The 14,354-nt window shown below is 58.5% G+C and carries 12 protein-coding genes; 6 read left to right on the forward strand and 6 right to left on the reverse strand.

Annotation, left to right across the window (positions count from 1 at the left end; all coding sequences use genetic code 11):
* Positions 1 to 6: 6 nt before the first annotated feature.
* The 3 genes from EL18_RS00305 to EL18_RS00315 all read right to left on the reverse strand — a co-directional run bounded on the left by EL18_RS00305 (position 7) and on the right by EL18_RS00315 (position 3,788).
* Entirely contained in the window at positions 7 to 1,143 is a 1,137-nt protein-coding gene (locus tag EL18_RS00305; protein WP_036478587.1) for a carbohydrate ABC transporter permease, read from the reverse strand.
* Positions 1,140 to 2,102 carry a carbohydrate ABC transporter permease gene (locus tag EL18_RS00310; protein ID WP_036483503.1) on the reverse strand — a complete coding sequence of 321 codons (963 nt, stop codon included), beginning with the start codon at positions 2,100 to 2,102 and terminating at the stop codon, positions 1,140 to 1,142. Before EL18_RS00310 ends, EL18_RS00305 begins: the two co-directional genes overlap by 4 nt.
* A 324-nt stretch (positions 2,103 to 2,426) precedes the next feature.
* Positions 2,427 to 3,788 (reverse strand): ABC transporter substrate-binding protein, encoded by a 1,362-nt coding sequence (locus EL18_RS00315; RefSeq protein ID WP_036483506.1) that lies wholly within the window; start codon positions 3,786 to 3,788, stop codon positions 2,427 to 2,429.
* Positions 3,789 to 4,072: 284 nt separating this feature from the next.
* Between EL18_RS00315 and EL18_RS00320 the strand changes: the two genes are divergently transcribed.
* The 5 genes from EL18_RS00320 to EL18_RS00340 all read left to right on the forward strand — a co-directional run bounded on the left by EL18_RS00320 (position 4,073) and on the right by EL18_RS00340 (position 10,696).
* Entirely contained in the window at positions 4,073 to 5,128 is a 1,056-nt protein-coding gene (locus tag EL18_RS00320) for a LacI family DNA-binding transcriptional regulator (RefSeq protein ID WP_036478590.1), read from the forward strand.
* A 31-nt stretch (positions 5,129 to 5,159) separates the two neighbouring features.
* A complete protein-coding gene (locus EL18_RS00325) occupies positions 5,160 to 6,515 on the forward strand; it encodes a GH1 family beta-glucosidase (protein WP_036478592.1) in 1,356 nt (451 codons plus the stop codon).
* A 37-nt stretch (positions 6,516 to 6,552) separates the two neighbouring features.
* Complete coding sequence (locus EL18_RS00330; protein WP_036478595.1) at positions 6,553 to 7,230, forward strand: DUF599 domain-containing protein; 678 nt, start codon at positions 6,553 to 6,555, stop codon at positions 7,228 to 7,230.
* A 95-nt stretch (positions 7,231 to 7,325) separates the two neighbouring features.
* A complete protein-coding gene (locus tag EL18_RS00335) occupies positions 7,326 to 8,744 on the forward strand; it encodes a mannose-1-phosphate guanylyltransferase/mannose-6-phosphate isomerase (protein ID WP_036478596.1) in 1,419 nt (472 codons plus the stop codon).
* 1,046 nt (positions 8,745 to 9,790) lie between these two features.
* Entirely contained in the window at positions 9,791 to 10,696 is a 906-nt protein-coding gene (locus EL18_RS00340) for a LysR family transcriptional regulator (RefSeq protein WP_051913621.1), read from the forward strand.
* A gap of 33 nt (positions 10,697 to 10,729) precedes the next feature.
* Here EL18_RS00340 and EL18_RS00345 read toward each other — a convergent pair whose 3' ends face one another.
* The 3 genes from EL18_RS00345 to EL18_RS00355 form a co-directional block, all read right to left on the reverse strand.
* Positions 10,730 to 11,749 (reverse strand): LacI family DNA-binding transcriptional regulator, encoded by a 1,020-nt coding sequence (locus tag EL18_RS00345; RefSeq protein WP_081871041.1) that lies wholly within the window; start codon positions 11,747 to 11,749, stop codon positions 10,730 to 10,732.
* 72 nt (positions 11,750 to 11,821) lie between these two features.
* Complete coding sequence (locus EL18_RS00350; RefSeq protein WP_081871042.1) at positions 11,822 to 12,784, reverse strand: DMT family transporter; 963 nt, start codon at positions 12,782 to 12,784, stop codon at positions 11,822 to 11,824.
* 159 nt (positions 12,785 to 12,943) lie between these two features.
* A complete protein-coding gene (locus EL18_RS00355) occupies positions 12,944 to 13,411 on the reverse strand; it encodes a MarR family winged helix-turn-helix transcriptional regulator (RefSeq protein WP_036478599.1) in 468 nt (155 codons plus the stop codon).
* Positions 13,412 to 13,600: 189 nt separating this feature from the next.
* Between EL18_RS00355 and EL18_RS00360 the strand changes: the two genes are divergently transcribed.
* Complete coding sequence (locus tag EL18_RS00360; RefSeq protein ID WP_051913622.1) at positions 13,601 to 14,344, forward strand: creatininase family protein; 744 nt, start codon at positions 13,601 to 13,603, stop codon at positions 14,342 to 14,344.
* The last annotated feature ends 10 nt before the right edge of the window (positions 14,345 to 14,354 follow it).

Below are 14,354 nucleotides of genomic sequence, written 5' to 3' on the forward strand. Positions count from 1 at the left end.
GTAGTGTCAGCCGCCTTTGACGGAGCCGGCGAGAAGGCCGCGCACCAGATAGCGTTGGAGTGCGAAGAAGACGATGATCGGCACCACGATGGCCACGAAGGCCGATGCCGTGAGGATTTCCCAGTTTCCGCCCCGAGAACCCAGAAGTTCGCGCAGGCGCCCGGTCAGCACGAGCTGTTCCTCGTTATTGCCGAGAAAAACCGTGGCCACGAGAAGGTCGTTCCAGACCCACAGGAACTGGAAGATCGCGAAGGAGGCGAGAGCCGGGAAGGAGAGCGGCAGGATGATCTTGCCGAAGATTTCGAAATCGGAAGCGCCGTCGACCCGGGCGCTTTCGATAATCTCGCGGGGCAGTCCGGAGATGTAATTGCGGAGCAGATAAACGGCCAGAGGCAGGCCGAAGGCGGTATGGGCAAGCCAAATGCCGATGAAGGATTTGCCGACGCCGATTTCGTTGTAAAGCCGCAAGAGCGGTATGAGCGAAACCTGCAGGGGCACAACCAGCAGGCCGACAACCGTCGCCAGCAGCAGAGCCCGTCCGGGGAACTGCATCCAAGACAGGGCATAAGCTGCATAGGCTGCGATCAGAATCGGAATGACGGTCGCGGGTATTGTCACCGTCATCGTGTTCAGGAAGCTCTTGCCGATACCTTCGGAGAAGAGAACGCGTTCGTAGTTCTCAAGCGTGAACTTCGGTGGCTCTACACTGGCGACGAATATGCGCTGGCCCCGACGACCTTCCGGCTGCTCGTAGTAGACAAGGCGGTAGTCGCCATTTTCCTGCACGCTCAACACACCGCCATCGCGAAGCTCAGCTTGCGCGCCGGCCTCGAATGCGTTCGGCTCGCGCGAGGAGAAGCCGAATGCAGCAGCCGTTCCGCTGCCGCTTTCAAAGACATTGCCGGAAAGGACCCATTGGCCGTTTTCCTCGACAGCATCTTCAGGCGCGTCGGTGCGCGCGACGATGTTGCGTTCAGAACCGGTAAGCGAGGTCCACCAGCCGCTGACGGCAAGCTGGTCCTTGTCGCGGAAGGAGGAGACGAGAATGCCGAAGGTCGGCAGGGTCCAGAGCGCCACGAGGAAAAGGACGCTGAGATTGACAGCCCAGCTCAGCGCCGGGCGTTTTCCGACCACGCCGCTCATCGCATGTCCTTCCGTGCTTCGCGAATGTTCCAGATCATGATGGGTATGACCATCGCCATGATGACCAGCGCGATGACCGAGGCGCGGCCGAAGTCTAGCCCGCGGAACATCCAGTCAAACATGTAGTTGGCAAGCACCTGCGTGCCCCATTGGCCGTTGGTCATGGCAAGCACGATGTCGAAGACCTTCAGAACGAGGATCGTGATCGTGGTCCAGACCACGGCGATGGTGCCCCAGATTTGCGGGACCTTGATCTTGTAGAAGATCTGGAACGGCGAAGCCCCGTCGATGATCGCAGCTTCGATTGTCTCTTCGGGTATGCCGCGCAGTGCGGCAGACAGGATGACCATGGCAAAGCCGGTCTGGATCCAGATCAGCACGATCATCAGGAAGAAGTTGTTCCAGAAAGGCACCGTTATCCAGGCCTGTGGCTCGAAGCCGAGGCCGGTGACGATGGCGTTCAGGAGCCCGATCTGCTCCGAGCCTTCTGCCCGGTAGTCATAGATGAATTTCCAGATGACGCTGGCGCCGATGAACGAGATCGCCATGGGCATGAATATCAGGCTCTTGGCCACATTGCCCCAGGAGATGCGGTCGGTCAGCGTTGCCGCGATCAGCCCGAAGAAGGTCGAGGCCGCTGGCACGACGAGCAACCACAGGAAGTTGTTGCGCACGCTCTCGCGGAAAGCCTGATCCCCCATCAGCCAGCTGTAATTCGCGGTGCCTACCCAGTTCTCGCCGCGCGGTCCGTGAAAGCTGAGGATCAGAGAGTTGATCACCGGGTAGACGAGATAGATACCAAGGATGACCACCGCTGGCCCGAGGAAGAGCCATGGGCGGATGGCATTGGCGCGTGTCAGATTGGTGGCGATATTCTGGCCGCGTGCGGGATAGATCATGTCGAGGATCGCATTAGATCCCCAGAAATAGCCGAAACAGGCTGCCACACCGAGCACCATCACGAGAACGGCGTTCAGGAGGTTGGAGTCAGGCAGGATTGCGCTGATGGCGAAAAATGCGCCTGCGGCCACGGCCGCGCTGGTGATGATGCCTGCCAGCATGATCACGACTGCAAGAAGGCCGGTTTTCAGGAACGCGCCAATCTGAGCCGCGTTTCCCGCCGGCGCCGAGCTCGCATCGGTGGATACCACGATACTCCCTCCGTCCTTACATGCTCATTTCATGAGCAAGAGACAGTGTGCCATTTTCAGTGACTGGGAAAAGAAAAATCTTCAGCGCAAAAGGCAGGGGCGATTATGCGCCCCTGCCTTGCGGGGAGGACTTTACTTGATGGAGTCCCATTCCTTCTGGATGTCAGAGGCGACATCTTCGGCAGACTTGCCGCCGACATAGTCGATCATGCCGGTCCAGAAGGCGCCGGCGCCGATCTTGCCGGGCATCAGGTCGGAGGCGTCGAAGCGGAAGGTGGTCGCTTCGAGCAGAATCTCGCCCTGCTTCTTCATGGCGTCATTGGCATAGGCATCGGTGTTCACGCCGGTGTGGGCGGTGAGGAAGCTCGACTGCGCCATCCAGAGTTCATGCGCGATCGGGGTCTTCAGGAACTCGATGAAGGCGCGAGCGGCTTCAGATTCCTCGGTAATGGCGAATACGGTGCCTGCACCCAGAACCGGCTTGCCGAGATCCTTCTCGGAGGATTCGGGCATGTAGAAGAAGTCGGCATCCACGCCCAGTTCCGTCCCTTCGGGGAAGAAGCCCGGGATGAAGCTTGCCTGATGGTGCAGGTAGCACTTCGGCGGAGCGGCGAAGAGGCCCTTCGGGCTGTCGCGGAAGTCGGTCGAGACCACGCCCTCGGTGCCGCCATCGGCATAGTCGTCATTCTTGGCGAACCAGCCGAACTCGTCGATCACCTTGACGATCCGTTCGTCGTTGAACGGAATCTCGTTCGAAACCCACTGATCGTAAACTTCGGGCGATTCCATGCGCAGCATCAGGTCTTCGACCCAGTCGGTGGCGGGCCAGCCGGTCGCACCGCCCGAGCCGAGGCCGATGCACCAGGGCGTCTCGCCATCTTCGGCGATCTGCTGGGTCAGTTCCTTCAACTCTTCAAGCGTGGTGGGAACCTCGTAGCCTGCATCTTCGAAGTTCTCCGGCACATACCAGACGAGGGACTTCACGTCCGCCTTGAAGGGGAATGCGTAGAAGGCTTCGTTGCCGTCTTCACCGGCATAGGTGCCGAGCTTTACCCAGGATTCGCCCGCGGCATAGTTCTCCGCAAGCCAGCTTGCGGTTTCCTCGCCAAGCGGAACGAGGTGACCCTGTTCGGCAAGGTTGGCTGCAAGACCGGGCTGAGGGAATACCGCGATATTCGGTGCGCTGCCGGCCTGCGTGTCAATCACGATCTGCTGCTCGAAGGAGTCGGAGCCGGTGTAATCGACATCGACACCAGTTGCTTCCTCGAAATAGGCGACGACGGATTCGAACAGTTCCTCGTCGGCGGACAGCCATGGGCCGAAAATGCTCAATTTCTGACCGGAGAGGTCGTGTGCCGACTTGAATTCCTCAAAGCTTTCCCAATTGAACTGCTCTCCCTCTCCAACCGGGAATTTCAGTTCCTGGGCGTAAGCTGCACTGCTGAAAAGCGCCAGTGCCAGCGCGGTTGCCAGTGATCCTCGAACTTTCGACATGCTCATGGGTCTCCTCCGCGAGCGGCCGCTTCTGCAGCCAGACGAAACTTGTAGCCACCGACAAACGCGGCGGCCAGGTTACACCAAAACTTCAAAGCGCTTTGGAAAACCGAGCATGGTTTCTCTTTGGCCGAGAGTCAAGTCGCCATCGCATCTGCAGGCTGCAATCGCCTGTATGCAATGATAATGCAGACATGGCAGTGAGAAATGGTCTTTCTGCTCCGGGCTTGATTTGCGCGCGCGCTTCGTGAATAGTTTTCAAAGCGCTTTGAGGGAGCCGAGAATTGAGCAGGGAAACCGTTAATCTGAAGCAGCTGGCTGCAGCCCTTGGTCTGTCGCAGACCACGGTGTCGCGTGCACTGAACGGTTTCCCCGAGGTCAGCGAGCGCACGCGTGAACGCGTCGTTGCTGCCGCCGACAAGCTCAATTATCGACCGAGCGCGAGTGCGGCCAGTCTTGCGACTGGCAAGGCGCGCACTATCGGCCATGTGGTGCCCCTGGCAGAGCACATGATGATCAACCCGCATTTCTCCGACTTTCTGGCGGGTGCAGGCGAAGTCTATGCACGCTCCGGATATGAGATGTTGATCCGGGTCGTATCGGCAGAAGACGAACTGGGGGTCTATCGGGATCTGGCACGGACCGGTCGGGTCGACGGCTTCGTGGTTCATGGCCCCTTGTCCGATGATCCGCGCATTCCGCTTTTGTCGTCCCTCAATGTGCCATTCGTGGTGCATGGACGCTGCAGTCATGCCGACAGCAATTTCTCCTTCATGGATGTGAACAACAAGGAAGCTTTCAGGCGCGCGACAGATTTTCTTCTTGATCTTGGTCATCGCCGCATGGCGCTCATCAACGGTCTTGAGACCATGAACTTCGCAAGCCGACGCAGACAGGGTTTCGAGGAGGCCTTCGAGTCACGCGGCCTTGAGGCGGATGCCGAACTCATATTCGGCAGGGATATGGTTGAGCCCTACGGCTACGAAGTCGGGCGAACTGTCCTTGGCGCGCCCAATCGACCCACGGCAATCCTGCTCTCCAGCATGCTTCCCGCGATCGGACTTGTCAGGGCCATGGGGGAGCTTGGTCTGAAGGCGGGCGAAGATGTCTCGATCATCGTCTTTGACGATCAGCTCTCATTCCTGCAGTCAAGCGACACGATGCGCGGCGTGCCCTTCTTCACCGTCATGCGTTCCTCGATCCGCGCTGCGGGACAACGTGTGGCGGAGATGTTGATGGAGCAGATCAACACTCCTGATGCCGAGCCAATCCATGAGCTCTGGGAGGCCGAGTTCGTGCTTGGCCGTTCCACCGGTCCGGTTCCACCTAGAACGCATTGAACTCCAGACATTTTCATCCGGGATTAGCGACATGACCAGCACATTCAGCAGGGACAGGCTCGACTTCACACGCGCCAACATGCCTGAGGATTTCCAGTTCGGCGTGGCGGCGTCGAGCTATCAGATAGAGGGATCTAAATTCGGCGGCTGCGGTCGCTCGCATTGGGACGATTTTGCCGCCACGCCGGGAAATACGGCCCGTGGCGAGGACGGGTCGCTTGCCTGCGATCACTATCATCGCTGGGCAGAGGATCTCGATCTGGTGCGTGATGCGGGCCTTGACTGCTACCGCTTCTCGATCTCCTGGGCGCGGGTGCTGCCGGAAGGGCGCGGGCAGGCCAATCAGGAGGGTATCGACTTCTATGAGCGGCTGGTAGACGGGATGCTGGAGCGCGGCATCAAGCCGTTTGCCACACTCTACCACTGGGATCTTCCATCTCCGCTGGCGGATCTTGGCGGATGGCGCAATCGCGACATTGCCTCCTGGTTTGCCGATTACACCGACGTGATCATGCGGCGCATCGGTGACCGTGTGCACGCCACTGCGCCGATAAATGAGCCGTGGTGTGTTGCCTGGCTCAGCCACTTCATGGGCCACCACGCACCGGGCCTGCGAGATATCCGCGCCACCGCACGGGCCATGCATCACGTGCTCCTGGCGCATGGGCGGGCGACGCAGGCGATGCGGGCACTGGGTATGAAGAATCTCGGTCTCGTGACCAATTTCGAATATGCCGAGCCTGCCGACGAAAGCGCCGAAGCGAAGGCTGCAGCTCATCTCTATGATGGCATCTATAACCGTTGGTTCCTCGATGGCGTCTTCAAGAAGTCCTATCCGCAGGAGGTTCTGGCCGGGCTCGGTCCGAATATGCCGGAAAACTACGAGCAGGATTTCGACATCATCGCCGAACCGGTCGACTGGGTGGGAATCAACTACTATACGCGCAAGCTGATCGCGCCCGACGGCACGAACCAGTTCCCCGCCCTAAAGGAAGTGGAAGGCCCGCTGCCCAAGACGCTGATGGACTGGGAAATCTATCCCGAAGGCCTCGACTTCTTCATGCGCCGCGTACACGAGGACTACGCGCAGGGTCTGCCAATCTACATAACCGAAAACGGCATGGCTTCGCCCGATATGGCAAAGGACGGTGCCGTGCACGATCCGGACCGGATCCAGTTCCTGAATGCCCATCTGGCGAAGGTGCACAAAGCTGTTGAAGATGGGCTGCCGATCAAGGGCTACTTCATCTGGTCGCTGCTCGACAATTACGAATGGGCTCTGGGTTACGAGAAGCGCTTCGGACTTGTTCATGTCGATTTCGACACATTGTCGCGCACGCCAAAAGCCTCCTGGCACGCGTTGAAAGAAGCGCTGAAGGCAGAGTAGAAGAAGAAAACCGCCAAAAGCAGGGGAAGCCTCGATCATGGTTCTGTTCGCATCCGTCTTTCCCCTTTTGTGCTGGCTTCTTTACGTCATGCTTGCCAGCCTTCTGGAGACGGTGCGGCCTTCGCTGTCCATGATCATGAGCCGCCACCGGCGGCGGTGGGTGGAGAATGCGATCCATCGCGAGACTCCGCTGGACGCGATCCTGTCGGGCAATCTGATGAGTTCGGTGTCCTTCTTCGCTTCCACCACGGTACTCATCATTCTGGCGCTGTTTGCGGTGCTCGGGCAGGTTTCCTCGGTTGTGGAGGCGGTCAACATCATCCAGCCGGAAAGCGGGATAGGGAAGGCGGATGTCGAGAGGCACCTGATCCTTGTTCTGATCATGTTCGTTCTGGCCTTTCTGGCCTTCACGCTCTCGCTGCGCCAGTTCAACCATTTCTGCATCATGCTTGGGGCCGCCGATCACTCGCAGGCGAGCGATCCGGAAGAGATTTTTGTCATTACCGCGCTCAACACGCTGGGCGCACGCAATTTCAACCAAGGCATCCGCGCCTACTATTTCGCCCTTGGCATGGTTGCATGGTTCATTTCGCCGCTTGCAGCCATTGCCACCACGGCGCTCATTTTCGGCTCGATTCTTTATCGCGAATTCTTCTCCTCAGCCCGCACTTTGGTGCAGAACCTGAAAATCAGGAAACTCGATCAGAAGAGTTGAGACGCGCGCGTTAATTCTATCGCAAACCGGATGGTGTAGTTCCGGTTGCAGAAGGTCGCGCGCTTTGGGCGGGGCAGCACCAACAGGCAGAGACAATGACGAATTTCGTACCGGTGATCATTTGTGGTGGCGCAGGCTCCAGGCTGTGGCCGCTTTCGCGGGAAAACCATCCCAAGCCGCTCATCAAGCTGGGTGACGGGCTCTCGCTGGTCCAGCACGCGCTGAAGCGCGCTATGGGGCTGCCGGGCGCGCAGGATCTGATCACGGTGACCAACCGCGATCTCTTCTTCGCGATGGAAGACGAGTACCGGCAGATGGACTGCCAGCCGCGCCAGGCGCGCTATCTTCTGGAATCGGAAGGGCGCAACACCGCTGCGGCGATCGCGCTTGCCAGTCTGGATGCGGTGCAGGCATTTGGCGATGACGTCATTCTCTGCGTTCTGCCGGCAGACCACGTGGTGGCTGACACTGCCGCCTTCGGCAAGGCCGTCGAACGGGCGCAGCAGCTTGCCTCTGAGGGCAGGCTCGTCACATTCGGCATCCGTCCCGACCGCGCCGAGACGGGTTACGGCTATATAGAAGCCGATGGCGAGGATGTTAGACAATTCGTCGAAAAGCCGGATGCCGAAACGGCTGAAAGCTACCTCAAGTCCGGTCGCTTCCTCTGGAACGCCGGCATGTTCTGCTTCAAGGCGAGTGTGATGATCTCGCTCATGGAGCAGTTCTGCCCCGATATTCTCGACGGAACGCGTGGGGCTTTGACTGCTGGTCGCACGACCAGTGGTGATGGTCTTGCGCAGGTAACGGTCGATCCGGAAAAGTTTGCGGAGATACGCTCGGATTCCATCGACTATGCGGTGCTTGAGAAGGCACCCAATGTTGCCGTTGTGGCCTGCGACATCGGCTGGAACGATATCGGTTCCTGGTCGGCGCTTGGCGAGCAGTTCGATCGCGACGAGAGCGGCAATCTGATCGACGGCAATGTGAGTGCTGTAAATTCGAGCAACAATGTCGTCAGCGGCAGTGGTCGCCTGGTCGGTCTTGTTGGTGTGGAAGATCTCATCATCGCCGACACGCCGGATGCGCTTCTGGTTGCCAGCCGCGAGAGTGCGCAAGATGTGAAGCTGCTTTACAACCGGCTCAAGGAAGCGGGTGATGAAACACACCGCATCCACAGCACCGCGCATCGCCCCTGGGGCTCCTATACGGTTCTGGAGGAAGGGCCGCGTTTCAAGATCAAGCGCATCGAGGTGAAGCCGGGCGCCAGCCTGTCGCTCCAGATGCATCACCACCGGGCCGAGCATTGGGTCGTGGTGTCCGGCACGGCAAAGGTCGTGAATGGCGAACGTGAATTGATGCTGACGACCGACCAATCCACCTACATACCCTGCGGTGCCAAGCACCGGTTGGAAAATCCGGGCGTGTTGAAGCTGGTTCTGATCGAGGTCCAGACCGGTGACTATCTGGGTGAGGATGACATCGTCCGCTTTGACGATGTCTATGGCCGAGGCTGAAGCCGACTGCTTCCCGAAAACCAACGGGGGCCGCGACAGCCTTGGCTGACCGCGACCCCCGCCTGGGAGGAAGTATGTTCTGGTACTGAAACAGTGTCCCAGATGACTATGTTGCACATCGGTACGCTTGGGGGCGTGTATCGAGTACGATCGGTATGAATGCGGAGCTGTCGGGTTTGCCTTCCTTCCGTGTCGCATGGGCGTCACGGTGAGCTTCGTCATTGAAATGTAATTCGTAATAATAATTCGATAAAATTTTTATACTTAAAAATACATGCGATCCCTCATGATTTCGTCGGCAGGATCGCGTTTAGAAAAGGTGTCATCTTGACGTATACAAGTATAGTGTAAACATTGTCGCACCCGAGGGGCTGTGACAATGCGTTGCCGGATGGATGTTGGCAGTGTGGGAGCTGGCGGGGGTCGGCTCGGGCGGTAGATTGTGCCTGCTGCAAGACCTGCCTTGTCTCGGTGAAGGGGGAAGGGGCATCCGTGTTGGTTGCTAAGCCAGGGACGCGATCCCTGCATATGCAGCCGAATCACTTGGTGCGCCCAAGCATTTAAATCATGGGTTGTATTCGCCTCTTTACACCGATTGGTTGCAATTCTTTGTTAATTGGCATCCAGATGGTGTCGCACGCCCTTCTAAATTCGGCTTTCAATGATTATAAGTTCTTGGATAATATATAGTTATTGAGATTATCAACAGATGCTATCTGCTCCATAACGATCCAGTTTTCTATTTCAGGTTGTGTAAAAACAACCTTTGCGTTATCTATCCTTCCGTCGGTAACGGAAAGGCGAAAGGCAAAGGGGGCGGAAGTGACTGCAATCACTGGTAGGTCTTAACGCCGCGGGTCGCGTTTTCAGATTTTTACAGGGCATTCCGGCTTCATCGCATGGTGAGGCGCAGGGAAAGCTTTGCCTGAACGCACGGCTCGTTCCATGCCGGGGTCAGTAGCGTCCCGTCCCTGTTTCTGGGGATCAGCAACCCAATTTTCACAGAAGGCAATCGCTTTCACAATACTCGGGAAGAGGTGCGAAACATGTCCACGCAAAGACAAGAAGGTCTGTCGTTTGCGACATTGAGAGCCGCGGAAGCGGTTGTTGAAACCAAGAGCCTGACCGGGGCAGCGCTGAAGCTGGGCATCAGCCAGCCCGCAATCAGCATGCATCTCGGCCGACTGGAGCGTGCCATCGGTACGTCTCTCATAAAGAAGGTCGGCAACAAGATCATTGTCAAAGAAGAGATATCCAAACTCATCCGGCAGATGCTCGACCTGGAGCGCCGGCTGAAGACGGTTGGCTATGAAAAGAACCTGTCCAAGCTCAAGGTCGGTGTGTGCACATACTGCGCGCCGCTGCTGCTTGAGCGGACCAAGGCCATGGGCAAGATGAAGGACAATCTTACCTGGCGCATCGCGGATTCACGGCGTCTGGAAGAGATGTATGAGCAGGGCGAACTGGATGCGCTTTTCCGGGCGCTCTATCCCTCGGAGATCGCTCCTGACCTGTCGACCGAATTTACCATGCGCTGGGTCGGCGACAAGCAGTTGCTCGACTTCATGAAGACGGACGGGCACGGCATCCCGGTGGTGCTTCCATCTCGCACTTCCCCGTTGGGTGCGGTGGCGCGGGAATGGCTGCGCCAGCACGAAGTGCGCTATGACGTTGTCAGCGTGGTGGACGATATCATGACCGCGCTTCGTCTGGTATCCAGCAGTGTGGCGCTGTCACCGATCCCGTCCTATGTGCTCGACAATCCAACCCACAATCTGAATGGTTGCCGTCAGATTTTGCCGGGGCAGTTGGAGACGCGCTACGGCATGTTCTTTGACGAACGCCGCTTCCATCTGCGTGCAGCCATGGACATCTTCGAGGTCCTTAAGGATGAGCTCGAAGCTATGCCGGTCGGCATGAACATGTCGCCGGCAAATCTGGCGCACCAATAAGACGACAGCTGTTTTTGAACGAAGCCGGTGGGGCTAGCGCTCCACCGGCTTTGACGTGGATTGCCGCACATGCAGCTCCGGCTTGATGAGCTCCTGTGCGGGATCGACTTCTGCCCCGTTCAGGCGGTCAAGAAGAACGCGCGCCGCACGGCGGCCCACTTCACGCTGGCCGTTCCATACGGTGGTCAGGGCAGGTGTGGCGATAGCCGCTTCTTCGAGATCGTCATAACCTGTGACGGAAATATCGACACCCGGCTGCAGGCCCGCACGGGCGATGCCGTTCATCAGGCCGATGGCAACCAGGTCGTTCCAGCAGACGGCGGCGGTCGGGCGGTCCTTCAGCGAAAGGAATGCGCCGGTCATCTCGAAGCCGCCCTGTTTCGTGCGCGGGCCGGGAAAACGCCATTCAGGCTTTACCTCAAGACCCGCCTTTTCCATGGCGGCAACATAACCATGATAGCGGTCGCGGCCGGTGGATGTCTGGTCTGTTCCACCGATCATGGCGATGCGGGTGTGACCGAGGCCGATCAGATGGTTGGTCGCAAGGCCTATGCCGTAGGAATCGTGGCCGCGGAAAACAGGTACCTCGGCACCTTCGACATCACGCGCGATCAGGACGGTCGGCAGGCCGTTGTCTTCCGCCATGCGGATGTCTTCGGCGGGCGTGCCGATGGCCGGCGACATGATGACGCCGTCGGCACCCAGCTGAAGAAGCGTGTCGATGAAGGTGCGCTGCTTTTCCAGCTGGTCATAATGGTTCGAAAGCAGGAAGGTCTGGCGCGACCGGTCGAGCTCGGTTTCGATGGAGCGCAGGATTTCGGCGAAGAACGGGTTCATGATGTCGTGGACGACGACCCCGACAATGCCCGATCGTGAGGTGCGCAAGCTGGCGGCGCGGCGATTGTAGATATAGCCGATGGCGCGCGCATGTTCCTTGATGCGGGTGCGGGTCGCGTCGGCCACCAGCGGGCTGTCGCGCAATGCAAGCGAAACCGTTGCAGTCGACACGCCCAATGCGTCGGCGATCGTCGACAGTTTGATCTTCTGCGCCAGCGGCCCCTCCCATCCATTCCGGGCGACTGCCCGAACCGTTCAGCGGCGGTTATCCCACTGAAGTCTAGAAGATCAAAGTTTTTTTCCAAGTGCGGCGGATTCCGCATGTGGAATGGACCGGCTAGCCAGCCGCAGCCGGTGTTCGCGGTGCACGATATAGAGGCCGCTTGAGACGATGATGGCTGCGCCCACAAGCGTCCAGACATCGGGAAGATCGTCGAAGAGGAAATAGCCGAAGCCGATCATCCAGACCATCTGGAGATAGGGATAGGGCGCCAGCGCATAGGTGGTCGCCTTCTTGTAGGCGAGAATCAGCATGTAGTGGCCGAATGCGCCGTAGAAGCCCATGGACAGGAGAATGAGCCACTGGAACGGGTCCGCCGGTATCGAGCCGTAAAGCGGTACGGCGGGTAACATCAGGATCACCGGCGTGAGTGCCGAATAGAAGATCAGGCTTTCAGGCGATTCCGTTGCATTGAGCTTGCGGGTCAGGATCACGTAGCAGGAATAGCAGGTAGTGGCGCAGAGCGCGAAGAGGTGGCCCGTGGAGAATGTGCCAAGACCCGGTCGCGTGATGACCAGAACGCCGAGAAAGCCCACGCATACGGCGGCCCAGCGCCGCCACCCGGCCCATTCCCCGAGAAATGGACCTGCGAGTGCGGTGATCAGCATGGGAGCAAAGAAGAAGATCGACACGCTTTCGGCAAGCTGAAGCGTGCGCAGTGCGAAGAAATTGAACAGTGTCGAGCCGAACAGGAACAGGCCGCGGATCATCTGCCAGGGCAGATTGTCCACCTTGAACATGCTGCGATTGCGCCAGGAGCGGAACAGGATAAGCACCAGGACGAGGTGCACGGCAAAGCGCATCCATGCAACGAACGGGGCGGCCAGCCCATGTGTGACGAGATACTTGCCGCTCGAATCGAGACAGGAAAAGATAAAGCCGCAGGCGAAAATCAGCCCGATGGATGAGAGCGGCGTCGCCGTGTCAACAGCGGTGGAAGCTTTCGCACGGGCGTCGGTCGTCTCTGTCATGATCGGGTTCAAGCCTTGTATGAACCGGGAATGGCTGCTCCGGTGTCAAAGATGCTTCATCCCTGTTAGGCCCCTTTCCCATGGTCTTGCAAGGCCATGGACATGCTTTTGCGTTCGCTTTCGGTGACGCAACCAGAAGGCGTTGTTGGGCCAGAATTATCAGGCCTCTTCTTCCATGTCCTCTTCCACGGTGATTTCGCGGTCCGAGAGGTTCGCCTCGATGCGCGCGAGCATTTTCACCAGTTGCTTCTGCTCTTTCTTGTCGAGGCTTTTGAGCGCCTGCTTCTCCGTCTTGCGCACCGACTTCTCGATGGCTCGAATTGCCTGTTCGCCATTCTCTGTCAGGAAAACATGGGCGCGTCGTGCATCTTCCTGCGAGGCACGCTTTTCGAGGAAGCCTTGTGCGGCGAGCCTGTTGATCGTCTTGGTGATCGTCGGCGGGCGCACGCCCAGCCTTTCGGCCAGTTGACTGGGTGTCTGCCCATTCTCCTGGTAGAGCGCGAGCATGATCTTGTCCTGGCCTGCATAGAGCCCCTGATCGAGAAGCTTCTGCGCCAGTGAAGTGCGCGAGAGCCGTGCTGCAGCCTGCAAACGCCCGATTACCAATCCCTTGGAAGATTTTGCCATAGCCATTTCCCTTCTGCTTCGGCATGAGCCGAATGCACGCCCCAATGGAAAGAATAGCCGCGTTACGACTATTGGCAAACGGCGCCAGCTTGCAGCACTGAAAAGGCGCGGTTAGCATGGTGACAGGCCGAATGCTTTCCAGGCTAATGCCAAACCGGCGTATCATTCATATGACAATGAGGAATTTCCATGCCGCAGGCCTTGCAAATTGCTGTCCTGCCATTGGGCGCGACAGAGCAGCATGGGCCTCATCTGCCGCCGGAGACGGACTGGATCATCGCGGAGGCCATGGTCGAACGGCTGCGGACCAGGGTATCGCAGAGTGTCGATCTTCAGCTGCTTCCGGTTGAGAAGGTCGGCTACTCCATAGAACATGGCGCTGTGGGTGGCACGAAATCGCTGGGCTATCACGACGCTATCGAGCGATGGATCGGCATCGGCAAGGAGCTTTGCGACAAAGGCGTCCGGCGCCTTGTGCTGCTAAACGCCCATGGGGGCAACTCCCCACTCATGACCGTGGTGACAACCGAATTGCGCGCGCGCCACAAGATGCTCGCTGTCGCGACCAGCTGGACACGTTTCGGATATCCGGACGCGTATGTGAGCGCGCAGGAAAAGGCCATCGGCATCCATGGCGGCTTCATCGAAACATCCGTCATGCTCGCTCTTCGCCCGGATCTCGTGCGAATGGAAGCCGCAGAAGATTTTCCATCGCGCCAGACGGAATTCGTTGAAAACTTCCAGCATCTGCGGGCTTACGGGCCCCATGCATTCGGCTGGATGATGCGCGACCTTTCCAAAGCAGGTGTGACCGGAAACGCAGCGGCCGCGACGCCCGAAGCAGGTAAGGCGATCATTGAGCACTCGCTCAATGGCCTTGCAGAACTTGTTGAGGATGTCGCGCGCTTCGATCTCTCCATCTTTGACGTGTAGGCCCCCGTGC

It is taken from the genome of Nitratireductor basaltis, from assembly GCF_000733725.1.
Classification (GTDB): Bacteria; Pseudomonadota; Alphaproteobacteria; order Rhizobiales; family Rhizobiaceae; genus Chelativorans; species Chelativorans basaltis.

Coding starts and splice junctions, on each gene's coding strand:
- EL18_RS00305 (WP_036478587.1), bottom strand. CDS start 1,143: ATGAGCGGCGTGGTCGGAAAACGCCCGGCGCTGAGCTGGGCTGTCAAT.
- EL18_RS00310 (WP_036483503.1), bottom strand. CDS start 2,102: ATGGTGCTCGGTGTGGCAGCCTGTTTCGGCTATTTCTGGGGATCTAAT.
- EL18_RS00315 (WP_036483506.1), bottom strand. CDS start 3,788: ATGTCGAAAGTTCGAGGATCACTGGCAACCGCGCTGGCACTGGCGCTT.
- EL18_RS00325 (WP_036478592.1), top strand. CDS start 5,160: ATGACCAGCACATTCAGCAGGGACAGGCTCGACTTCACACGCGCCAAC.
- EL18_RS00330 (WP_036478595.1), top strand. CDS start 6,553: ATGGTTCTGTTCGCATCCGTCTTTCCCCTTTTGTGCTGGCTTCTTTAC.
- EL18_RS00335 (WP_036478596.1), top strand. CDS start 7,326: ATGACGAATTTCGTACCGGTGATCATTTGTGGTGGCGCAGGCTCCAGG.
- EL18_RS00340 (WP_051913621.1), top strand. CDS start 9,791: ATGTCCACGCAAAGACAAGAAGGTCTGTCGTTTGCGACATTGAGAGCC.
- EL18_RS00350 (WP_081871042.1), bottom strand. CDS start 12,784: ATGACAGAGACGACCGACGCCCGTGCGAAAGCTTCCACCGCTGTTGAC.
- EL18_RS00355 (WP_036478599.1), bottom strand. CDS start 13,411: ATGGCAAAATCTTCCAAGGGATTGGTAATCGGGCGTTTGCAGGCTGCA.
- EL18_RS00360 (WP_051913622.1), top strand. CDS start 13,601: ATGCCGCAGGCCTTGCAAATTGCTGTCCTGCCATTGGGCGCGACAGAG.